At 40.0% G+C, this 22748-nt stretch carries 24 protein-coding genes; 14 read left to right on the top strand and 10 right to left on the bottom strand.

Annotated elements, in window-relative coordinates; all coding sequences use genetic code 11:
* The first annotated feature begins 30 nt into the window (after positions 1-30).
* From cas7d to ACE1CC_RS13755, 8 genes are all read left to right on the top strand, one after another.
* On the top strand, positions 31-1050 hold the full coding sequence (gene cas7d, locus ACE1CC_RS13790) for a type I-D CRISPR-associated protein Cas7/Csc2 (RefSeq protein ID WP_413271009.1): 1020 nt from the start codon (positions 31-33) through the stop codon (positions 1048-1050).
* On the top strand, positions 1047-1760 hold the full coding sequence (gene cas5d, locus ACE1CC_RS13785) for a type I-D CRISPR-associated protein Cas5/Csc1 (RefSeq protein WP_413271008.1): 714 nt from the start codon (positions 1047-1049) through the stop codon (positions 1758-1760). Before cas7d ends, cas5d begins: the two co-directional genes overlap by 4 nt.
* A gap of 221 nt (positions 1761-1981) precedes the next feature.
* The gene (gene cas6, locus ACE1CC_RS13780) at positions 1982-2809 is read left to right on the top strand and encodes a CRISPR-associated endoribonuclease Cas6 (RefSeq protein WP_413271007.1); all 828 of its coding nucleotides are present in this window, start codon (positions 1982-1984) and stop codon (positions 2807-2809) included.
* Entirely contained in the window at positions 2799-3389 is a 591-nt protein-coding gene (gene cas4 / locus ACE1CC_RS13775; protein WP_413271006.1) for a CRISPR-associated protein Cas4, read from the top strand. Before cas6 ends, cas4 begins: the two co-directional genes overlap by 11 nt.
* Before the next feature lie 7 nt (positions 3390-3396).
* Positions 3397-4401, top strand: coding sequence for a type I-D CRISPR-associated endonuclease Cas1d (gene cas1d / locus ACE1CC_RS13770; RefSeq protein ID WP_413271005.1), 1005 nt, complete (start codon positions 3397-3399; stop codon positions 4399-4401).
* A 340-nt stretch (positions 4402-4741) separates the two neighbouring features.
* Entirely contained in the window at positions 4742-5014 is a 273-nt protein-coding gene (gene cas2 / locus ACE1CC_RS13765; RefSeq protein WP_413271004.1) for a CRISPR-associated endonuclease Cas2, read from the top strand.
* Between the two features lie 562 nt (positions 5015-5576).
* Positions 5577-6503: a PrsW family intramembrane metalloprotease gene (locus tag ACE1CC_RS13760; protein ID WP_413271003.1), complete on the top strand. Its 927-nt coding sequence runs from the start codon at positions 5577-5579 to the stop codon at positions 6501-6503.
* A gap of 493 nt (positions 6504-6996) precedes the next feature.
* Positions 6997-7842 carry a sulfotransferase family protein gene (locus tag ACE1CC_RS13755; RefSeq protein ID WP_413271002.1) on the top strand — a complete coding sequence of 282 codons (846 nt, stop codon included), beginning with the start codon at positions 6997-6999 and terminating at the stop codon, positions 7840-7842.
* Positions 7843-7901: 59 nt separating this feature from the next.
* Here the strand turns inward: ACE1CC_RS13755 and ACE1CC_RS13750 are convergent, their stop codons facing one another.
* From ACE1CC_RS13750 to cysE, 10 genes are all read right to left on the bottom strand, one after another.
* A complete protein-coding gene (locus ACE1CC_RS13750) occupies positions 7902-9884 on the bottom strand; it encodes a SpoIIE family protein phosphatase (RefSeq protein ID WP_413271001.1) in 1983 nt (660 codons plus the stop codon).
* A gap of 248 nt (positions 9885-10132) precedes the next feature.
* Positions 10133-10510, bottom strand: a complete 378-nt coding sequence (locus ACE1CC_RS13745) for a hypothetical protein (protein WP_413271000.1) — start codon at positions 10508-10510, stop codon at positions 10133-10135.
* A gap of 16 nt (positions 10511-10526) precedes the next feature.
* On the bottom strand, positions 10527-10943 hold the full coding sequence (locus ACE1CC_RS13740; protein ID WP_413270999.1) for an ArsC/Spx/MgsR family protein: 417 nt from the start codon (positions 10941-10943) through the stop codon (positions 10527-10529).
* 30 nt (positions 10944-10973) lie between these two features.
* Positions 10974-11594 (bottom strand): (2Fe-2S) ferredoxin domain-containing protein, encoded by a 621-nt coding sequence (locus tag ACE1CC_RS13735; protein WP_413270998.1) that lies wholly within the window; start codon positions 11592-11594, stop codon positions 10974-10976.
* Between the two features lie 250 nt (positions 11595-11844).
* Positions 11845-12051 (bottom strand): putative nitrogen fixation protein NifT, encoded by a 207-nt coding sequence (gene nifT, locus ACE1CC_RS13730; protein ID WP_193981039.1) that lies wholly within the window; start codon positions 12049-12051, stop codon positions 11845-11847.
* Entirely contained in the window at positions 12029-12319 is a 291-nt protein-coding gene (locus ACE1CC_RS13725) for a nitrogen fixation protein NifZ (protein ID WP_413268172.1), read from the bottom strand. Before ACE1CC_RS13725 ends, nifT begins: the two co-directional genes overlap by 23 nt.
* Entirely contained in the window at positions 12294-13442 is a 1149-nt protein-coding gene (gene nifV / locus ACE1CC_RS13720; protein WP_413270997.1) for a homocitrate synthase, read from the bottom strand. Before nifV ends, ACE1CC_RS13725 begins: the two co-directional genes overlap by 26 nt.
* 14 nt (positions 13443-13456) lie before the next feature.
* Entirely contained in the window at positions 13457-13672 is a 216-nt protein-coding gene (locus ACE1CC_RS13715; protein ID WP_413270996.1) for a DUF2949 domain-containing protein, read from the bottom strand.
* Between the two features lie 27 nt (positions 13673-13699).
* Positions 13700-13975, bottom strand: a complete 276-nt coding sequence (locus ACE1CC_RS13710) for an Asr1405/Asl0597 family protein (RefSeq protein WP_413270995.1) — start codon at positions 13973-13975, stop codon at positions 13700-13702.
* Positions 13968-14738 (bottom strand): serine O-acetyltransferase, encoded by a 771-nt coding sequence (cysE, locus tag ACE1CC_RS13705; protein ID WP_459563842.1) that lies wholly within the window; start codon positions 14736-14738, stop codon positions 13968-13970. Before cysE ends, ACE1CC_RS13710 begins: the two co-directional genes overlap by 8 nt.
* Positions 14739-15769: 1031 nt before the next feature.
* Here cysE and nifB point away from each other — a divergent pair.
* The 6 genes from nifB to nifD all read left to right on the top strand — a co-directional run bounded on the left by nifB (position 15770) and on the right by nifD (position 22573).
* Positions 15770-17236, top strand: coding sequence for a nitrogenase cofactor biosynthesis protein NifB (gene nifB, locus ACE1CC_RS13700; protein ID WP_413270993.1), 1467 nt, complete (start codon positions 15770-15772; stop codon positions 17234-17236).
* 114 nt (positions 17237-17350) lie between these two features.
* Entirely contained in the window at positions 17351-17698 is a 348-nt protein-coding gene (locus ACE1CC_RS13695) for a 4Fe-4S dicluster domain-containing protein (protein WP_413270992.1), read from the top strand.
* A gap of 24 nt (positions 17699-17722) precedes the next feature.
* Positions 17723-18922, top strand: coding sequence for a cysteine desulfurase NifS (nifS, locus tag ACE1CC_RS13690; protein WP_413270991.1), 1200 nt, complete (start codon positions 17723-17725; stop codon positions 18920-18922).
* Between the two features lie 124 nt (positions 18923-19046).
* Positions 19047-19931, top strand: coding sequence for a Fe-S cluster assembly protein NifU (nifU, locus tag ACE1CC_RS13685; protein ID WP_413270990.1), 885 nt, complete (start codon positions 19047-19049; stop codon positions 19929-19931).
* A gap of 149 nt (positions 19932-20080) precedes the next feature.
* Entirely contained in the window at positions 20081-20974 is an 894-nt protein-coding gene (nifH, locus tag ACE1CC_RS13680; RefSeq protein ID WP_413270989.1) for a nitrogenase iron protein, read from the top strand.
* A 123-nt stretch (positions 20975-21097) separates the two neighbouring features.
* Positions 21098-22573 carry a nitrogenase molybdenum-iron protein alpha chain gene (gene nifD, locus ACE1CC_RS13675; protein WP_413270988.1) on the top strand — a complete coding sequence of 492 codons (1476 nt, stop codon included), beginning with the start codon at positions 21098-21100 and terminating at the stop codon, positions 22571-22573.
* The last annotated feature ends 175 nt before the right edge of the window (positions 22574-22748 follow it).

Genomic DNA, 22748 nt, shown 5'->3' with positions numbered 1-22748 from the left:
TTAATCTACATTATCCATTTCAGGAGAATTATGACATTCCTTAAAACCCTAGATTCCAAGTTTTTCCACAAAGAAATTCCCTACAAACCAATGGGAAAATATGTCCACTTCCTTACGATTCGAGTTACCGAATCTTACCCATTATTTCAAACAGATGGCGAACTGAACAAAGCAAGAGTTAGAGCAGGAATTGAAAATAAAACCCCTATCAGTCGCCTTTCCATGTTCAAGCGTAAACAATCTACACCTGAGCGCTTAGTTGGTCGAGAATTACTTCGTAACTACGGATTCATAACAGCCGAAGAATGCGAATACAATGTTAATTTCGCTATGAATAATCCTGATTGTATTATCTATGGATTTGCTATTGGTGATTCTGGTTCTGAAAAATCAAAAGTTGTAGTTGATACTGCCTTTTCGATTACTGCTTTCGATCGATCTCATGAATCATTTACCTTGAATGCTCCTTACGAAAATGGCACAATGGCATCTAAAGGTGAAGCTGGTTCTAAACCTGGAGAAGTAACTAGCAGAATTAACCAACAAGATCACATTCTTCCCCAAGTTTTCTTCCCTAGCATTGTGACTTTAAAAGATCCAACTGAAGCCGGATTTCTCTACGTATTTAATAACATTTTGCGAACTCGCCATTACGGAGCACAAACTACTCGTACAGGTAGAGTGAGAAATGAGTTAATCGGTGTTGTATTTGCCGATGGAGAAATTACTAGTAATCTGCGTTGGACTCAGGCAATTTATGACCAAATGAAAGCAAACAATACTCTAAATTCTCCCGATCCATTGGATGAAGATGATGTAATAGCTGCTGCAAAAAGAGCAATTGAGGAGTTAATGTCTGAAGAATTTATTGTCCATAATGACTTTATTGGTGATAGCTTCAAAACTCTACTTGATGAAGTGAAAACCCTTACTGGGAGTGAGGAAGGAATCAAAGCAATTTTGCAACAAGCTGATGCAGAAGCTAAAGCTTACGCCGATAAACATATTAGTAAAAAGAAAGCAGCTGCAAAGGCAGGTAAAAAAGAATGACAATTATCTATCGCTGCACTTTAGAACTTCACGACAGCTTATATTTTGCAACTCGTGAAATTGGGCGATTGTACGAAACAGAACCAATTTTACACAACTATGCTTTGTGCTACGCATTGGGATTAGTAGATAGTGAAACCTATTCTACTACTGTTTCTGAAGAACATTCCTATCGCTACTTTTGCCCCGAACAAGTTCCCAAATATGAGGAACATTTAACACCGCTTAATCAGCAGGGAATTTATGTGACTCCCGCAAGAGCAGTTAATCATGCTGCTATTCTCAATACTTGGAAATATGCTAATAACAATTACCATATTGAGATGGAGAAAACACAGAAAAATATTCCCAGTTTTGGGAGAGCAAAAGAAATTGCGCCAGAGAGTGAGTTTGAGTTTTTCATTATTTCTGAAAAAGCTCTAAAACTACCAAAATGGATTCGTTTAGGTAAATGGATGAGTAAGGCTGAATTAACGCTTTCTGAACTTCCAAAACCTAAACGACATCAAGAGGGTGAATTTACTTTTCTTTATCCTCTCAATCCGCTTGATGTGATGTTCACCAATCAAGTATTGAGCTATGACACTATTAATATGCCGCCTGTGAGTTTAATTCGCAATGTGCGGATGAGAGGAGAATATTACACTTTTGAAGGAATGAAAGATAGCCTAAAAATTCCGGCGCGAATGCAGTATCGTTTTCGGAATTAATTGTTCCTCAAATCAGATATTGCACTAGTCCACACAATCCGCCTGCGAATCAATTCGCAGGCTCATAGCTAAAGTCCTCTAAAGAGGACTAAAGTTAGTATTCAAAAACTTTAGTCCATTTTAATGGACTTGAGCTATTAGCCCGGAAATTGATTTCCGGGCGGGCTAAAAGCACAGGTGCAATATCTCAGTTAAACCGCTTTCTAACTAACTAAAACTCCATGCCTCATAGCCTCATTCTTACCCTAATTCCTCAATCTACGATTCCTCCGGGATACCTGAAAGGGAAACATCTTCATGCTTTATTTTTAAACTTGGTAAGTTCGGTCGATCGCACTTTGGGCACCCATCTCCACGACCAAAAAACTGACAAAGCTTTTACCCTTAGTCCCCTACAAATTGGTCGCCCTAATTCTCATGATTTTACCTTACAACATGAACATAAATCTGCAATTCGATCGGGAACTCTTTGCTGGTGGCGTATTGCTTTGTTGAATGATTCCTTATTTGGCAATCTCACGCAACTTTGGTTAAATCTTAATCCCGAACAACCTTGGCATTTAGGCCCAGCTAATTTACAAATTACCAGCATTTTAGGTACGCCTCATACTGATTTTCCTTGGGCAAATTACGCTACTTATGCGGATATTTATGCTCAAGCTTCGGAGGAGGAACGGCAGATTAATTTGGCTTTTTGTACGCCAACTGCGTTTCGTCAAATGCAATTTGATACAGCTTTACCTACTAAGGATTTGGTGTTTAATAGTTTGCTGCGAAAGTGGAATCAGCATAGCGGAATTGAGTTTTCCGAAGACTTAATTGAGCCGATTTTTCCCAGTTTTTTTGATATTCACACCGAAGTTGTTAGCGATGCGCGAAGCAAATTTATCGGGTGTGTGGGAATGATGAATTTTCGGATTTTAGGAGAAGTTGAACCTGTGAAAATTAAACAAATTAATGCTTTGGCTGACTTTGCTATTTATAGCGGAGTGGGACGGAAAACACCGATGGGAATGGGTATGGTCAGGAGGATAAAAAATGCAAAATGATTATATTCCGATCGCATCCCTAAATCAATACAGTTATTGTCCTCATCGTTGCTGGCGAATGTTTTGTGCAGGGGAATTTATTGATAATCAATACACCATTGAAGGGACTAGTTTACACGAACGAGTTCACACTTTGGGCGAAGGACAAAGGGAGGAAGTTTGGCAAGTTCGGGCGATTTGGTTAAAGTCAGAAAAGCATGGGTTAATTGGCAAGTCTGACTTAGTAGAAGAAAGTCAAGGTTGTTGGTATCCAGTTGAATATAAACGGGGCAAAAAAGGCGAATTTGATAATGATGAATTACAGGTTGCTGCACAAGCTTTGTGTTTGGAAGACATGACGGGGAAAACTGTGAGTAAGGGCTATGTTTATTATGCTCAATCTCATCAAAGACAAGAGGTAAAAATTACTTCGGAATTGCGGGAAGAAGCGATCGCCACTATCCAGTCAGTCACCACGCTTTTAGAAACGGGAAAAATGCCTTTACCAATTTATTCTAAGCGTTGTCAAGGATGCAGTTTTTACTCGCAATGTTTACCCCAAGTGGGGACAAAAATTAATCGCTATCAGGAGGCGAATTAACAAAGAAATGGGAACAATTTATATCACGCAAGAGGAAAGTTTTATCGGCAAAACTGACGAACGTTTGCAGGTAAAAGCCGAGAAAAAGACTTTGTTGGATGTACCTTTAATTAAGGTGGATGGTGTGGTGGTGTTGGGGCGATCGACAATTTCCCCAGCAGCATTAATGGAATTGTTACAACGGCAAATTCCTTTAAGTTTTCTCACCGCAAATGGTAAGTATTTAGGACGTTTGGAACCACAGTTAACCAAGAATATATTTGTGCGATCGGCACAATGGAAAGTTATGCAAGAACCATCAAAAGCTACTCATATTGTTCGAGGTTTTGTGCGCGGAAAATTGAAGAATTATCGAAACAGTTTCCTGCGTGCTCAAAGAGAGAATGAAACTTTGAATTTGCAAGATGCAATCACTAGATTAGAACAGGTAATTGCACCGATCGACAAAACCGAAAGCATTGATTCTTTAAGAGGTTTGGAAGGTGCGGGAAGTGCGGCTTATTTTGGCAGTTTTGACAAATTAATTCGCGCCGAAGGTTTTAGTTTTGAATCCCGTCGCCGTCGTCCTCCAACCGATCCAATTAATGCTATGTTGAGTTTTGGTTATTCTTTGTTAGCGCATGATTTGCAAAGTGCAGTTAATATTGTCGGTTTCGATCCTTATTTAGGATATCTGCATACCGAACGTTATGGAAGACCTTCTTTAGCGTTAGATTTGATGGAAGAATTTCGCCCTTTGGTGGTGGATGCTGTGGTTTTATCAGCGGTGAATAAGCGATCGCTTTTCCCCAAAGATTTTACCACCGAACCGCTGAGTAATGCCGTGCGTCTTACCGATGAAGGATTGCGAACTTTCTTAAGGTTGTACGAACAAAAGAAACAATCAAAATTCAAACATCCGGTATTACAAAAACAATGCACCTATCAAGAAGCTTTTGAAATTCAATCACGACTTTTGGCGAAATATCTGATGGGTGAAACGCAACTTTATCCACCTTTGGTTCTTCGGTGATTGGGTACTGGGTACTGGGGACTGGGTACTGGGTACTGGGGATTGGGAATTATTTTTGTAGGGGCGAAGCATTCGGGCGACAATTTATGAAACTCAACCGAAATATAACAACCCGAATGCTTCGCCCTGCCCCACAGATAACCTCTATCAGCGTTCGCCGCAAGTTCATCGACATCGCTTGCAAATAACAACCCGAATGCTTCGCCCTCCCCCACAAACAATCTTTATCTAAAATCTTTCGCCAAGACAGGGCGAAGCATTTGGGTACAAGCATCCTTTGTGGGTTTCATAAATTATCGCCCAAATGCTTCGCCCCTACACTAAATTAATGGTTTGTTTTATGCACGTTATTGTTGCTTACGATATCTCGGATGATAATCGACGGACGAAGATTCACAGCATTCTGAAATCTTATGGTCAGTGGATGCAGTTTAGTTTGTTTGAATGCAATTTGACTGAAACTCAATATGCTAAATTGCGATCGCGCCTGAAAAAAAAGATTAAGCCCGACCAAGATAGCATTCTCTTCTACTTTCTCTGTGCTTGCTGTCACGGTAAAATTGAAAGAATCGGTGGTGAACAAGTGCGCGATGAATCGATTTTCTTTGTTTAAATGCGCGGATGGGTGGGTGTTGGTTTTTGTTCTGACAACGAAAGTAACGCAAATCCTTTTCCCGCAATGGTTTGACCATTCATCTACCCGGTTTCCGATTCGCGCAACTCTCCAAAACCTTTGTCTGATTGGGTTTTCGGCAAAGTTTACAATTCTTGATTTCTCAAATTATGGGTTTGGAGTTATAATCTTTTTGGTTACGCGATATAGCACCTTGAAAACTCCATATATTCAGCTTTTCAGGTTTCCGCAGTCGGAAAAACCCTTAATCCCTATCAGGGATTGAAACTACAGTTATACGATCGCTTGAGAAACAGCTGATGACATCAATCATGCTCGGACATTAAAACATTGGCAAGATTTACTGAAGGAAACACCAAAATTAGTAACAACATCATATATTTTTGACGAAATGGCGACATTTTTTAATAGTCGAAATCGTCATGATAAAGCTGACCAGAAAAGCAAAAACAAAAACCTTCAGACTTTTGTCCTGTAACCCTCTGCCTTTTTATGTATCCTTAGTATAACTTACCAAATTGGAATTAAGGAACATAGGAAAATGTCCAATTCTCAACAACAACCATCACCACAGGAACCATTAAACCTTTCAAATATCATTCCCTTCCAAGAAGCCTTTAGTCCCAGTTTATACAGCCAAGGTCTAGCAAAATTTCTCCTATTTTTTGCCTTATTCCCGATGGTGCTCAGTTGGTTAACTAACATCACAGGTGTCGGCGGAAGTTTGCGGCAAACTGCTGGGTTTTTAGGAATTTACTACGCTTGTATGTGGGGAGTAATTTTGCATGATTTAATTAAACCACAGCGATTTTCTTGGAGCAATACTATTACCTGTGTAACATTTACCGCCTTAATTGGCATTCCCATAGATTTATTTTTGCAACAACTTCCCCCATTTAACTTTCTTTATGCCGGAATCGATCAAAATGGACTATCTACTTTAATAGGGTTTGTGTTTGGTGTCGGAGTGTTAGAAGAATTTGTGAAAGCTTTGCCAGTTTATTTATTTTTAATCCGTCCAGGTAAACTAAAAGACCCTTACACGGCAGCATTTTATGGTGCAATGTCTGGTTTAGGATTTGCAATTTCCGAAGGCGTTAATTACTCAATTCAATATGCAATGGGATTAGGAGAAGGGATAACAGCAACATTTTTTGGTCATGCTGAACCTACAAATTTATTAGGCGAATATTTGTTAGTTAGTACAATTCGCTTTATTTGTTTGCCGCTGTTTCATGCAGTTTGGGCGGGAATTTTTGGTTACTTTTTGGGTTTATCTGCTATGAGTAATTCCCGAAAAACTACCATTATTTTGATTGGCTGGGCAATTCCAGCAGTGTTACATGGATTTTACAATACTTTTGCGGAAAGTGCGATCGGACTTTTGGTCATGGCATTTTCAATTTTGTTATTTCTCACCTACCTGCGAAACGGTCAAAAAATGAGCGAGCAAACATTGAATAAATAACTCAAGTTGCTACTTATTAATTTTGGCTAAATTTGTGGGTTGTAGGGTGCGTAACTAGGCAGAAAATTCTGGTGATTTACCAGGCATTGTGGTGTCTGACGCACCCTACGGGATATAACTAGCAACTGGCGTTAAATAATCAAATCAACTGATTTCTGTTTCAGTACTAAGGTGACACGCATTTGAACTGAGATTTTTGAAGCGTGTAGCAACTATATTTGACCTCAATAAAAGTGGAAAAAGCAAAAAGTCAGTAATTATACGGTTTAACTCTGGCTAAAGAAATGAGTATATACTCGGATGCCAGCAATTTTTTCTTGAGTAATACTAAAAATATACGATTAAATTGCTAAAGTATGGAAATTAAATCAGCCACGACTACTCTTCTCTGTTCTCCTCCCTCAAAGTCGTACAGCGCAACATTAAAACCCTTTCATCGCTTGCAGTTGAAATAAAGATAAGTAAATTTATTGTTTTTACTATTCTGTTAAAAATGAAACATAATTTATTTCAGCCTGTTTTTTTAGTAGGATGTTCTCGTTCTGGCACTACTTTTTTACAAAGCTTACTAGCTGCCCATCCTCAAATAACTTCTGTTAAAGAAACTCATTTTTATCAATTCATGATCCCTAGAAAAAATGAAGAATATATAAGGTATAAGTTTCAGCTAGTTTCTTGTCAGCTTAAGCCTTATCTCAAACAATACTTTGAGCAGGAGATAAAACGCCCGGAATTACTCCAAGATTTTCCTTATCTTCCGATTATGCTATGGCAGAATAAAGCTTTCTTAAGAGCTATGCAACATTTAACACAAGAGCAAGGAAATGAAATTTTTTTAGAAAAAACACCAGATCATATTTACTATTTATCATATATAGAAAAACTTGTACCCAACGCCAAATTTATTCATATTATTCGCAGTGGAAAAGATGTTATTGCTTCTTTATATGAAGTCACTCATAAGTATCCCAAACCTTGGGGAGGTGCAAGAGATATTGATACTTGTATTTGGAATTGGTTGCAAGCCATTCAAACTACTCAAAAATATATCGATCGCTCAAATCATATCATAGTTGGGTATCAAAAACTTGTAGAAAATCCTCGATCTACTTTGGAAAAGCTATGCAGTTTTCTGGAATTAGATTTTGATAAATCTATGTTAAGTAACTATGTAAAATCTGCTGAATATCTAACCTATGAAGCTGGAGGAAGAACAGTATGTAGCAAAATTAAAAATACTATATCTCCCAAATTTTTCACCGTTTTTGATGAAGCCCAACAAGAGTATATTTTGAATAAAATCAACAAAATTAACTTAGAATCCCTGAAAGCAATTTAGCTAAAAAACAGATACAGAAAACTGAACTACGAATAACCTCTTCACCAATAACTCATAACTTATCTCTGTTTAATTACTACTAATGTAATATCATCAAATACCTTTTGTTCATTGATATAACTCATCAGATCATCAATCACAGCTTGGCGAATTTCATCAGCTGAAAGATGATGATTTTTTTGCAGAATAGCATAAAATCTTTCTAAGCCATACAGTTCATTTTGCGGATTTACAGCTTCAGTAATACCATCAGTATAAAGTACGGCAACTTCTCCCGATCGCAAAGTAATTTCCACCTGTTGAATAAACGGCGAAATATCTGGTTCTAACCCCAAAGGAAAACCCAAATCAAAAGTATCAACTCGTTCAATTTCTCCATTATTTCGCACCACTATTAACTCTTCATGTTGTCCACTTAAACGCATTACCCCCGCTTCATATTCCAGCAGCGATAATGTCATATTTTTGGGGGATTTCATCCGATTAGTGTTGCGGTAAATAATTTGGTTCAAAGCATTTAAAACCTTCACCGGATCGGTTTCTTCTACTGTTAGTAAAGTTCGCACAGCCGTCTGTGCCATAATCATCACCACACCACTTTCTAACCCATGACCAGTAACATCTCCAATCCCAATTTTAACTTTACCATTTTGTTGCAAAACATCGTAATAATCACCGCCCACTTCATTAGCAGGAGCCATAAAACCAGAAATATCAAGTTCCGCAATTTGTTTAAGTTCTTCCTCTTTAGGTAAAATCATTTCTTGTAATTGTCTGGCTACTTCTAACTCAGCACTCATCCGTAAATTCTCTGTTTTGAGTCGTTCATTTAAGCGCGTAATTTCTTCGTTAGAGTAGCGTAAAGCCGTAGCTATTTTATTAAAAGAATTCACTACTTGACCAAGTTCATCTTTATTTTGTAACCTGATATTTTCGCCAACAAAACCACTTGTCATTTGTTTAGCAGCTTCGTCTAAACGCTCCACTGTCAGCATAACAGCTTTGTAAAAAGCAATCCAAAGATAAATAACTATTGCCGAAATTAGTAAAACTAAAATAACTATTAATTGCTGTCTTCTTGTCAAATATTTAATTCTAGCTTGTAAAATATCATTTAATGCTTGAGAAATTTTATTTTCTAATTTAGAGCTTAAATTTAGAGTTTGATCGGCTTGATGTATATAGTTAAGTGGTTGTACATTGGCGTATGGACTAGTGAGAATATCAAGTTGCTTATTTAATTGTTTAGTAGTTAGGAGCAACTCTTGTAAATCTTGATTAACTTTAAATCGCAAACTTTGGGAATTAGGTTGATTAAAGGCTACTTCTAAATTGCGAGATAAATCTTTTGTATAATCTTTTAATGAACCTGATAATTGCACTAATTTACCTCGCTCCTGGGGGGTGATTTCCTGATTACGATTAATACTATTACCAAGGATTTTAATTTCGGTTAAAGTTCTTTGAATTTGGGGAAGTTTGGCGAGAATAGCATCACTGAAATAATAAGCATCTAAATAAGGGTCTAAAATTAAATTGGAGCTTTCTCCAACTTTTGCTGTTAGTTCGTAAGTTTGGGCGATCGATCGATTATAAAAAACATCCTTAGTCTCTGGACTCCAAATTTGATAATTTTCTTGTAATTGCTCCCAGGTACTTTTAACTTCATTCACCTTAGTAGTACTTGGTAACACCTTTCCCCATTGCCGATCTTTATCTATCAAATTTTGGAAATTTTCCTCAGTTCTCTGATTAGCCTCTCTACGCTTATTGTGATGAATTTCCGAATTAAAGTTAAACCTTAAGTCTTGTTCAACTAAATAACTTTCAAAAATAGCTCCTCTTAGTTCACGTAAAGGTTTTAAATATTCAATTCCATAAGTTTGCTTTTGAGTAAAATTTATCCTAATATTAGTTTCCCCTAAAAATAAATACATAATTATACATAGAGGTAAAGCCAGTAACATCGTAATTAAAGTAAACTTTTGCGGATACTTTAGTTGGTTCATTAAATAAATAGCTGGTTGAAAAACTCTCTTCATAAATTTACCTTGATAAACTAACTTAGCAAGCCCTAAGTAATAGCAAATCTGCAACGATGCCTCCTCTTATTCTCAACTACTGTAGAGACATTGCCTGCAACGTCTCTACAGATGCCACAATCTTTGTTGCTCACAATCACCTAAATTAATTCTATTGTAGGCAAGAAAAGGCAAAAGTTGTAGGAGTTACGCACCATAGCCAAAAACCCGGTTTCTTGAAGAAACCGGGTTTTTGGAGTTCGGCATCACTAACTCAGTAAATCTGGATAACGATAAACAGGTAACTCATCCACTCGCATTTCAAATGGTGCAGCTTTAGTTCCAGGCGAAGAAACTCTAATCTTGCCTTGTTTGGCTATGCGTTTGAGTACACCGCCAATTTTCACTAAAGATTTTAAAACTCGCCAGTTGATTACTTGATCTGGGCATTCAATAATTAGTGTTGGTACTTCGCTATAAGTGGTAATATACCACTCACAATTAGAGAGTAATGCTTGCTGTTGGGGATGACAAGAATCATAAAAATATTTAGCAAGCATCTCTTCCAATTGTAGACGTTGTAAAGTATCGTCCAAGCCGGAAGTATCAGGCGGTAAATCTTCAAATGGTAGAGAAGAAAGATTCATAATATTCCCCATCTCTTCAATGAGAAATTGCTGCTTTGGTACGGGGACAAGTTTCTAAGTCTTCATTCACAGGAACTTCAGCTTTTAAACCAATCCAAGCATTAATTTTTTCTAAGTTGAATCCCACTGTTTGCACATCACCAACTTGGATTAATGGACGACGAATTAATAAAGGATCTGCCATCATTAATTCTAAAGCTGTGTTTTCGTCTAAAAATTCAGGGTTTACATCACCTGATTTTACGCGAGGTGCGGTATAATTAAACCACTCTTTAACAGGCAAATTTCCAAAAAATGAGCGTAGTTTTTCTTTAGTCCAAGTAGTAGTTAAGAGATTTTCAGGTTGTATTTGGTGTCCAGCTTCTAAGAGTAAAGCTTTTTGTTTTTTGTTATTGGTACAACCAGGCTTTTCGTAGAAAATTACAGTAGACATGGTAGGTTAATTGGTGAATTCAGGGTAAGACTAAGGTAAGGGAAATTGTTGATAGCTGTACATGGTTGGTGAGAGTTTATCAGCTAACATATCAACAATTTTTTCAGGAGACATTTTGCTACAGCGAACTTTTCCTGGCATTAACAGAACGTTAGGTGCAGAGGAACAACATTTTAAACATCCGGTATATTCAATAACTACTTGATTTTGCAAACCCCGATCGCACAAAGCTGCTTCTAATTGTTGACTCAGCTTTTTCCCACCCCGTTTCATGCAACCGGATTTTTTACACATTAATAACTTGATTTTTTTAGATTTAGGAGTCGATTCTACAATATCTACTGTTGGTAAGCAGCTATTGGGGCAATCTTCTCCCAAACATTCACTAACTTTATTAACTTGATAAGCTGTTAATTTAGGCAAATCTGTAAAATGCTTTTGTTTCTTTTCTCCAGATACCTCAATGCGATCGCCAGGAATTAAAACCTGTTTAATTTTCCCCCTTGTTTCTTTCGGTAGTTTGATTTCCAATACATTATTTTCTACCGCAATTCGCAAAGATTTAATTTTCCCACTGGACTTTTGTTCAAAACCTAAAAACTGTCCTTCCAAAAAGAAGCTTGACTGAGGTTGAAAACTACACATATCCATCGTGGCAACTCCTAATCTTTGCAAATGTGGACGCAGAATTCAGTCACCCATTTACTAATTAAAATTAGCAAAATGGTATTTAATGCTAAGAAAAATTAAAAGACAAAAGGAAAAGGATTGTAGATTTACCAATTGTCTTATTTTGATTTAATTGTTGTTTTTCTAGTTGAAAGGAAGCAAGCCTTTTAAGCTGTCACTGATTATCTTTTTTTGCCTAAAACCTTTGCTCAAAGAACTTTAGGCAAAAAAATTAGTCGCGAATTACCTTAGCTTCTACAGTCATTGGTAAAGATAAAGTATCAGTCAAATCAGGAATTACTAATTCCCAACCATTTGCCAAAACGAAATGTTTGCCTTCCGAAACTTCCTTTTCGCTGACAACTTCCTCTTCTAAATCTTTCTTGGGTACGTAAGCAATTAAATGTCCGGCGCAATTATGACGCAACATTACTTTCATAAAATTCCTCCACTAATTCCAATTCTTTTTTCCGGCAACCGACTATTACACCTCGTTCTACAAAATGTACTGCATAGATATAGTACATTTGCAAATAGTCACCTATCCCAACGATATATCCCGTATCTCCTTTTTTTGCTAAAGTTTCTCCGATTTCTTTATTAGGAAAAGTTCCATCATTACGGATTAACTTTTTCACCCTCACCTTATCTTCCATATCAAAAGCAGGTGGGCCATATAGTTCATTTTCTTCTGATGCCGATCCCATGAGCTATCCTCCTATTATTAACTAAATTCAACAATTCTTCAACATTTAAACCGCGTTTTACTTGTCCTGAAAGCTGACGCACTTTTTCTAAAAGTGACTCTATTTCCTCTGGTTCGAGAACAATATTATGCTGTTCTAAAACCTTAATTAGTAGATGCCTCCCTGAATGTTTTCCCACTACTAAACGCCGTTCCCAACCTACTTCTTCTGGATCGAAAGGTTCATAAGTTAAGGGATTTTTCAATACACCGTGAGCGTGAATTCCTGACTCGTGAGCAAAGGTATTTTGACCGACTATTGCTTTCCAAGGCGGAACTTCATTTCCTGATGCTTTGGCGACTAATTGTGAGAGTTCTTGAAACTTGCGGGTGTTGATTCCGAGATCCATTGCATAAACTCGTTTCAACCCCATGACTACTTCTTCTAAAGCAGCATTACCTGCTCTTTCTCCCAATCCATTAACAGTAGTATTGACTGATTTTGCGCCAGCTAAAATTCCCGCGATCGCATTTGCAGTTGCCATCCCCAAATCATTATGGGTGTGCATCTCCACAGGAATTTCTAACTGCGAAACTAACTGTTTTACTTTAGCGTAAGTACTAAAAGGATCGAGTATTCCTACAGTATCACAAAACCGAAATCTTGAAACACCTAATTCTTGAACTGAGAGCGCTACATCTAATAAAAAATTATCATCTGCTCTCGAAGAATCCTCACCCCCTACTGAAACAAACAAACCTTTATCTAAGGCGAAACTAACACTGTCTTTCAGTCGGGATAATATCAACTGCCATTGTCCCTGAAACTTGGCATTGATTTGAATTTCTGAAACCGGAATCGAAATATGAACTCGTTGCAAACCACAAGCTATAGAAGCTTCAATATCGGCTAAAACTGCACGGTTCCAACCCAAAAGTTTGGCAGACAAACCAGCTTCTACTACATGAGAAATAGCCTTTTGTTCTTCTTTCCCCATTGCGGGAATGCCAATTTCTAATTCTTGGACTCCAATGCTGTCGAGGAAAACTGCGATCGCCAATTTCTCTTCTAAAGTAAAAGCCACACCAGCGGCTTGTTCGCCATCTCGGAGAGTCGTATCATTAATCTGAACAATTTCACTCATGGTACTGCACAAGTTTAGAATTTAAAATCTTTATGGGTCTGCATTTCAAGCCAATCAAAAATTCTGGTTAGCTGCTCGATCGAAATTAATCCATACTGCCAAAGTAACATCGGTAAAGGGTCATGCCATTGCTGATGAGTACGGAGTGCAATCGCGATCGCAGAACTAGAAATTTCTAAATCAACCTCTAAAAAGTTGATGAATTCGCTAAACTTAAAACTGCGATCCATGACAACACCTCGCGTACTTGGATTAATTTAACCGGAACTATTTAAATCCCCGGAATTTTTAGTTCGCCAACAGCGCTCCAACCAATCAACTAATTCTCCGCGAGAAGCAATGAATTGCTGTACAGTACTGCGAACTAAAATTGCTTCAATACTGTTATTTACCTCGACTCGCAGAGAACCATCATTAGGGCACCAACAGGAAATCATTAACTCTTGCAACCGATGATAAACTTGCCAACGATTTGGGCGAGAAATCCCAACAATCTGACTAGCTAAAGGCGGAACACTATGAGAGTCAAACATAGTTTTCTTGATTGATTCTCTGGTTATTTTTCAGTTCTTTTACTTGTTGTTCCAATTGTTCAATGCGATCGAGTAAAGCGCGAATCACAGTTGCTTCCGTATCAGGTAACTTGCCATGTTCTAACGGACAACCCTTACCTTGCTTAGAAACAATTCGTCCCGGAATTCCCACCACTGTACAATCAGTGGGAACATCGCGCAGCACAACCGAACCAGCACCAATGCGGACATTATCGCCAACGCAAATATTACCCAGCACCTTTGCACCAGCACCCACCACCACATTGTTTCCCACAGTAGGATGGCGTTTACCGCTTTCTTTTCCTGTACCACCGAGAGTAGCGCCTTGATAAATTAGCGTGTAATCGCCAACGATCGCAGTTTCGCCAATCACTACCCCCATGCCATGATCGATAAACACACCTTTCCCTATCGTTGCACCTGGATGGATTTCAATTCCCGTGAACAACCTGCCAATGTGCGAAATCAGACGGGGGAAAAAACTTACCTTGTGTTTGTACAACCAATGTGCAACGCGATGCAAACAAAGAGCATGAAAACCTGGATAACAGACGATCACCTCTAACCAATTCCGCGCCGCTGGATCTCGCTCAAAGATAATCTGAAAATCTGTCAGTATTGCTTTGAATCCCGAAGAATCGCTATTTTCTGAACCAGATTTAGGAGTCTCAGAACTAGGAGAACGCCTCAAACTCTGGTGTTGAGATACTTTGTCAGTCGGTTTGGTAAAAGGCAGTAGCATCGACAGAGGAACCAACGCTGTTCTCCTGCTTATAACAAATCGGTTTTTACAGTCGCGATCGCTCTGAGTGGATTGGAATTATTAGACTTATTAACCTTGCACTCAAAGTCCTCAAAACCTCTCTATTTAATAGATAAAAAAAACTTTGGGGGTAGGGGGTCGAGTATTTTTCCCTTCAGGTACAAGTATTTTTTACTAGGGGTACAAGCATTTTTGTACTCAAAATCTAACCCTAACCTCCTTAACTGGTAAGGGTTTCAGCCAACTATTACTACTCAGTTAACCTGTACTCACAGGTCAGATTTTCCTCGTTTTCCTCGTTCCCAAGTTCTACCGGGGAACGAGAGCCAGGAGGTAGAACCTCCCCTGTCACTAAATCCCAAGAGGCAGAGCCTCTGTTTTTCATTCCCTGGTAGAACCGGGGAACGAGGAAAACGAGGGGCTCGATCTCACGTCTTCTGGCTTCCCCCTTATCAAGGGGGACGGGAGGGGGATCGCATCTGCCTTTCCAAATTCAGTGTAACAAATTTTGTCGCAAAGACTACCGTTTAAATTATTAAAGTGCTATTTTGGATACAGAACAAAAATTGAATTCGCAAAATACACCACTGGAGTAACTAAAAAGCCTGCTCCAGAGTGACTTCAAATAGATTTTGAGTACAGGGTTGCAGCGTGAAAACTAAGCAGGAAAAGAGGCTCAAACCTTTATATATTAAAGGTTTGAGCCTGAGTACAAGCTATTCCCGTACCCCTGACCAGAAATACTCAGACCTCTACCCATAAATACTTGTACCCTCACCCCAAAAAAAATTTTCGATCTAGGTAAACTAATGGTTTGAGGGCTTGAGTACAAATTTAATAAATTCAATAAATCTGAATCCAGGGCAAAAGCTCAGGCTAGTTGAAGGGCTGTTGGTATAAATCCAATAACGTCAGGCACTTAAATTTCAGCAAGAAGACCAAACAAGGATCGCTTCTTTTGCAGGTAAGTGTACTCACGCCGGAAACACAGCAAGTTACTGGGAAATTCGATGTCTTCAACCACAACTTTACTCACGACGACACCGGAAGCGACGACAACATCAGATGCAGCCACTGCTAAAACTAAAAAATCTGGCGGTTGCGGTTGCAGTTCTTCTTCCACTGAAACAACCCTCGACGAAAAAATCAAAGAACGCATCGCCAAGCACCCTTGCTACAGCGAAGAAGCACACCACCATTACGCTAGAATGCACGTTGCAGTTGCACCAGCTTGCAACATCCAATGCAACTACTGCAACCGTAAATATGATTGCGCCAACGAAAGCCGTCCTGGAGTAGTTAGTGAACTCCTGACACCGGAAGAAGCCGCACATAAAGTATTGGTAATCGCCGGAAAAATTCCCCAAATGACGGTTTTGGGAATTGCAGGTCCTGGAGATCCTTTGGCTAACCCCGAAAAGACCTTCCGCACCTTTGATTTAATTGCCGACAAAGCCCCAGATATTAAACTGTGCTTGTCTACCAATGGTTTAATGCTTCCCGATCATGTCGATCGCATCAAAGAGCTAAACGTTGATCACGTCACCATAACTATTAATATGGTAGACCCGGAAGTAGGAACCAAGATTTATCCTTGGGTACACTACAGACGCAAGCGCTACAGAGGTGTCGAAGGAGTTAAAATCCTCCACGAAAGACAGATGGAAGGCTTGCAAGCCCTCAGAGAAGCCGATATCCTCTGCAAAGTCAACTCAGTAATGATTCCCGGTATCAACGACGAACATTTAGTTGAAGTTGACAAAGTAATTCGGCAACATGGAGCATTCTTGCACAACATTATGCCCCTGATTTCCGCACCGGAACATGGCACCCACTTCGGTTTAACAGGGCAACGCGGGCCTACACCCAAGGAACTGAAGGCGCTACAAGACAACTGTTCCGGCAATATGAAAATGATGCGCCATTGCCGTCAATGTCGCGCTGATGCTGTCGGGTTGTTAGGTGAAGACCGTTCTCAAGAATTTACCAAAGAGAAGTTCTTGGAAATGGCACCGGAATACAACCTAGAGAAGCGTCAGGAAGTTCATGCAGCTATTGATAAAGTTCGCGAAGAACAAGAAGCTATCAAAGTTGCCAAAGCGTTAGCCAAGAAAGCTGCTAACACTCCCAAAATCTTAGTTGCAGTAGCAACAAAAGGTGGCGGTTTAGTTAACCAACACTTCGGTCATGCTAGAGAGTTCCAAATTTACGAAGTTGACGGCGTAAGTGCGAAATTCGTCGGACACCGCAAAGTTGAACAATACTGCCAAGGCGGTTTCGGTGAAGAGGAATCTTTAGACGGCATGATGAAGATGCTGGAAGATTGCAAAGCTGTCCTAGTTTCCAAGATTGGTCATTGCCCACAAGAAACTTTGCAAAAAGCCGGAATTGAACCAGTGGAAGCTTTCGACTTAATTGATAAGGTGGCTTTGGAATTCTATCAAAAGTGGCTCTCCACTCAAACTGCAACAGTGTAACTTCCCTACGGGGGTTATGAGTGACTTCGTAAGTTATGAGTGATGAATAAATTCAAAACTCATAACTAACTCAAAACTCAAAACTCAAAACTCAAAACTCTAAAAGGAGGGGCGATGACTTACACAATTACGAATAACTGTATTGCTTGCGATCGCTGTTTACCCCAATGTCCAACTAAAGCAATTTCTGCTAAAGGACAGACCTACCAAATAGACCCGAATTTATGTAATGGTTGCGTCGGTTTTTACAGTGTTCCTCAGTGTCAAGCGGTTTGTCCAACTAATAATGGGTGTGTTCGTAGATTAAGTGCGATCGCCTCTTCTGAGGATTACTGGGAGTCTTGGTTTAACACCTTCAATCACTTAGTTAATCGCATTAATAAAACCAAGCAAGACCCTTACTGGCAAAAGTGGTTTAACACCTATTCCCAAGAACTTAAAAGAGTCATTGTATCTCGTTAATCTCAGAAATGTAGGAGCAGCATTATGTCAGTAATTTATTTAGATAACAATGCCACTACGAAAGTTGATGAAGCAGTTTTAGAGGCAATGCTGCCCTACCTGACCGAGTTTTACGGTAATCCTTCTAGTATGCACACCTTTGGTGGTCAAGTTGGCAAAGCAGTTAAACAAGCCAGAGAACAAGTTGCCGCTTTGTTAGGTGCAGAATCTACAGAAATCATCTTTACAAGTTGTGGTACAGAAGGTAATAATTCAGCTATTCGCGCCGCTATAGCAGCACGTCCCAACAAAACTCACATTGTCACTTCTCAAGTTGAACACGCTGCTGTTTTAAATCAATGTAAACAGCTAGAAAGTCAAGGTTATACTGTTACTTATCTCTCCGTAGATGGTCAAGGTCAAATCGATTTAGATGAGTTGGAAGCATCCCTTACGGGTAACACGGCTTTAGTTTCGATCATGTATGCTAATAATGAAACTGGCGTAATGTTTCCGATCGAACAAATCGGTCAAATCGTTAAAGAAAAAGACGCGATCTTTCACGTAGACGCAGTGCAAGCAGCCGGGAAAATTCCCCTGAATATGAAAACTAGCACTGTGGATATGTTGACAATTTCTGGTCACAAATTGCACGCCCCCAAAGGCATCGGCGTATTATATGTCAGAAAAGGTGTGAGATTCCGTCCCTTATTAATTGGCGGACATCAAGAAAGAGGAAGACGTGCAGGAACCGAAAATGTACCGGGACTTATTGCATTAGGAAAAGCCAGCGAATTGGCACTACAACATCTGGATAATGTATTTGAAGAAAAAGCCTTGCGCGATTTGTTAGAACAAGGTATTCTTAATACTATACCTGATACAGTAGTTAACGGACATACCAAAAACAGACTTCCCAACACTACAAATATTGGCTTCAAATATATCGAAGGTGAAGCAATTCTGCTTTCCATGAATCAGTTTGGAGTTTGTGCTTCTTCTGGTTCGGCTTGTACTTCTGGTTCCTTAGAACCCTCCCATGTTTTACGCGCAATGGGTTTACCTTATTCGGTGTTACATGGTTCGATTCGTTTCTCCTTGTCTCGTTACACCAAACAAGCAGAAGTCGAAAAAGTCTTATCAATACTGCCACCAGTAATTGAGCGTTTAAGAGCTTTATCTCCCTTCAAAAATGACCAGGAATCCTGGTTACAAGAGCAAGAAAAAGCCCTAGCTGCTAAATAATGTAGGGGCGGGTTTAGCAGATAATCTCGTTAGCAAACAGAAAAATTAACAACAAAACCCGCCCTGACAAAATTTTCGATTCTTTTCTCAAACTGCAACATTTACAACAGAAATCGCCAAGGCTATGTGGGAATATACAGATAAGGTAATGGACTTGTTCTACAATCCGAAAAACCAAGGATTGATAGAAGCAGCAAACGAAACAGGAATCAAAGTTGTTACGGGAGAAGTAGGTAGCATTGCTTGCGGAGATGCCCTCAGATTGCACCTCAAAGTTGATGAAGCAACTAACATAATTCTAGATGCTAAGTTTCAAACCTTTGGTTGTGCAAGTGCGATCGCTTCTTCTTCTGCCTTAACCGAAATGATTGTAGGCATGACAGTAGACCAAGCATTAAGCTTAACCAACAAAGAAATTGCCGAATACTTAGGCGGATTACCCGAAGAAAAAATGCACTGTTCCGTAATGGGGCAAGAAGCATTAGAAGCAGCGATTTACTCCTACAAAGGTATCCCGCTAGCGCATCATGAAGACGACGAAAGTGCCATGATTTGTCGCTGCTTTGGGATTACTGAAACCCGGATTAAAAAGACAATTAAGGAAAACAATCTCACCAGCGCCGAACAAGTCACAAATTATATTAAAGCCGGAGGCGGTTGCACCACTTGTTTAGCAGACATTGACGACTTAATTGCAGCGGTTTGGGAAGGAGTCGAACAAGAAAAAATTAAGGTTCCGGTAATTAAACCAGAAACAGACACCCTACCAGTATTAACCAACCTGCAAAAAATCACACTCATTCAAAAAGTTCTAGAGACAGAAGTTAAACCATTCTTAGCCGCAGATGGCGGGGATGTTGAACTCTACGATGTTGAAGGTGACAAAGTAAAAGTTGTACTCAAAGGTGCTTGTGGTTCTTGTCCTAGCAGCACAGTAACTTTGAAGATTGCGATCGAAGAAAAATTAAAACAGCTGGTATTACCCAGCTTAGTAGTTGAATCAGTCTAACACTCAGGAAAAATCATGAAAAATTATCAAGATTCCCCAGGCAAACCTGTGGGACGGTCGCCGCCAAACCCACATTTCTGCCCAATCCACACTGAACTACTCAAAGTAAACAAACAATTTTCACAGCATAACACGAAGGAGACAAACCAATGACTGAACATATCAGACAGATTGCGTTCTACGGCAAAGGCGGTATCGGCAAATCCACCACTTCACAAAATACGATCGCAGCAATGGCAGAAATGGGCCAACGCATCATGATCGTAGGTTGCGACCCCAAAGCAGACTCTACCCGTTTGATGTTACACAGCAAAGCCCAAACCACAATTCTCCACTTAGCTGCTGAACGGGGCGCTGTTGAAGATTTGGAACTCGAAGAAGTATTGTTGACTGGTTATCGCAATGTACGTTGCGTTGAGTCTGGTGGTCCAGAACCCGGTGTAGGTTGCGCTGGACGTGGAATCATCACCGCTATTAACTTCTTAGAAGAAAATGGCGCTTATGAAGACCTCGATTTCGTATCTTACGACGTATTAGGCGACGTTGTGTGCGGTGGTTTCGCAATGCCTATCCGTGAAGGAAAAGCACAAGAAATCTACATCGTTACCTCTGGTGAAATGATGGCGATGTACGCAGCTAACAACATTGCAAGAGGCGTTCTGAAATATGCTCACTCTGGCGGTGTACGTTTAGGTGGTTTGATTTGTAACAGCCGTAAAGTTGACCGGGAACTCGAATTGATCGAAACCTTGGCAAAACGTTTGAACACCCAAATGATTCACTTTGTTCCTCGTGACAACATTGTTCAACACGCAGAACTACGTCGGATGACTGTTAACGAATATGCACCCGACAGCCAACAAAATGAAGAGTACAAGCAACTAGCTAAGAAGATCATCGACAACAAGAACCTCACCATTCCTACTCCAATCACAATGGACGAACTGGAAGACTTGTTAGTTGAATTCGGTATCTTGGGCGGTGAAGACGAATATCAAAAAGCACTCGAAGCAGACAAGTCAAAAGCTACTGCCGCAGTCTAATCCGTTATTTGTTGGGGAATAGGGAATAGAGATAGGGAGGAAACATTCCCTACTCCCTACACTCCTCCCTTTCCCTACTCCCTACTTCCCTACTCCCTACATTGAAACGAGGCTCACCAAATCATGACAACAACCAACAACACCATACCCACAACGAACGAAGAGAAGAAAGAACTACTTAAGGAAATTATCGAAGCTTACCCAGAGAAAGGCGGTAAGAAACGGGCAAAACACCTCAACGTATACGAAGAAGGAAAATCTGATTGCGGAGTTAAATCCAACGTCAAATCGGTTCCTGGCGTAATGACCACTCGTGGCTGTGCTTATGCAGGTGCTAAGGGTGTGGTTTGGGGCCCAGTCAAGGATATGATCCACTTGAGTCACGGCCCTGTTGGTTGTGGTTACTATTCCTGGTCTGGTCGTCGTAACTATTACATCGGTATTACAGGTGTTGATACCTTCGGTACCATGCAGTTTACCTCCGACTTCCAAGAAAGAGACATCGTATTCGGTGGTGACAAAAAACTGGCGAAGCTGATCGATGAAATGGAAGAACTCTTCCCCTTAAGCCAAGGTATCACGATTGAATCTGAATGTCCGATCGGTCTAATCGGAGATGACATCGAAGCAGTTGCTAAGAAGAAAGCCAAAGATATCGACAAGCCAGTTGTACCTGTACGTTGCGAAGGCTTCCGGGGTGTTTCTCAATCTTTAGGACACCACATTGCAAACGACACAGTAAGAGACTGGGTACTCCCGAAAGCTGACCAATATCGCAAGACTCCCGAAGGTTTTGTTCCCGGCCCCTACGATGTCAACATTATCGGTGACTATAACATCGGTGGAGACATTTGGCCCTCTCGCATTCTGTTAGAAGAAATCGGCTTGCGCGTACTTTGCCAATTCTCTGGTGATGGTACATTCAACGAAGTAGTAATGACCCCGTTAGCAAAATTGAACTTGATTCACTGCTATCGGTCTATGAACTACATCTGCCGTCACATGGAAGAAGCTTATGGTATTCCTTGGATTGAATACAACTTCTTCGGCCCAACTCAAATTGCTTACTCTCTACGGAAAATCGCGTCGAAATTCGACGAAACAATTCAAGCCAAAGCAGAAGAAGTAATTGCCAAATACCAACCCCAAGCAGAAGCTATTGTTGAAAAATATCGCTCACGTTTGGGTGGCAAAACCGTAATGATGATGGTTGGTGGTCTGCGTCCACGTCACATTGTCCCAGCTTTTGAAGATTTGGGAATGACCGTAATTGGTACAGGTTATGAATTCGGTCACAACGACGACTACAAACGTACCGCTGAATACGTTGAAGACGGCACCATTATTTACGATGACGTTTCTGGTTATGAATTTGAGCAAATCGCTGAAAAAATGAAACCAGATTTGATCGCTGCTGGAATTAAAGAAAAATACGTCTTCCACAAGATGGCGTTACCATTCCGGCAAATGCACTCCTGGGATTACTCAGGCCCATATCACGGCTATGACGGATTTGCAGTGTTTGCACGCGACATGGATTTAGCGATTAACAACCCAACTTGGAGCCTGATTAAAGCTCCTTGGAAGAACGAAGACTAAGGACTAGTTTGGGGACTAGGGGACAAGAACAATTAGTAGGGTGCGTCAGATCATAAATCTGATTGACAGTATAAGGGTTTTAGCGTCTGACGCACCTTACAACTCAAAACTCAAAACTCCCCAAATTCCCCACACTGCACACTACAGAAAAAAGTCCCGACAGTAGCGAAAACAT

The organism is Floridaenema aerugineum BLCC-F46 (genome assembly GCF_041929345.1).
Classification (GTDB): Bacteria; Cyanobacteriota; Cyanobacteriia; order Cyanobacteriales; family Aerosakkonemataceae; genus Floridanema; species Floridanema aerugineum.
Note: the sequence above shows the minus strand (reverse complement) of the source record. Positions and strands in the feature narration are given on the sequence as shown.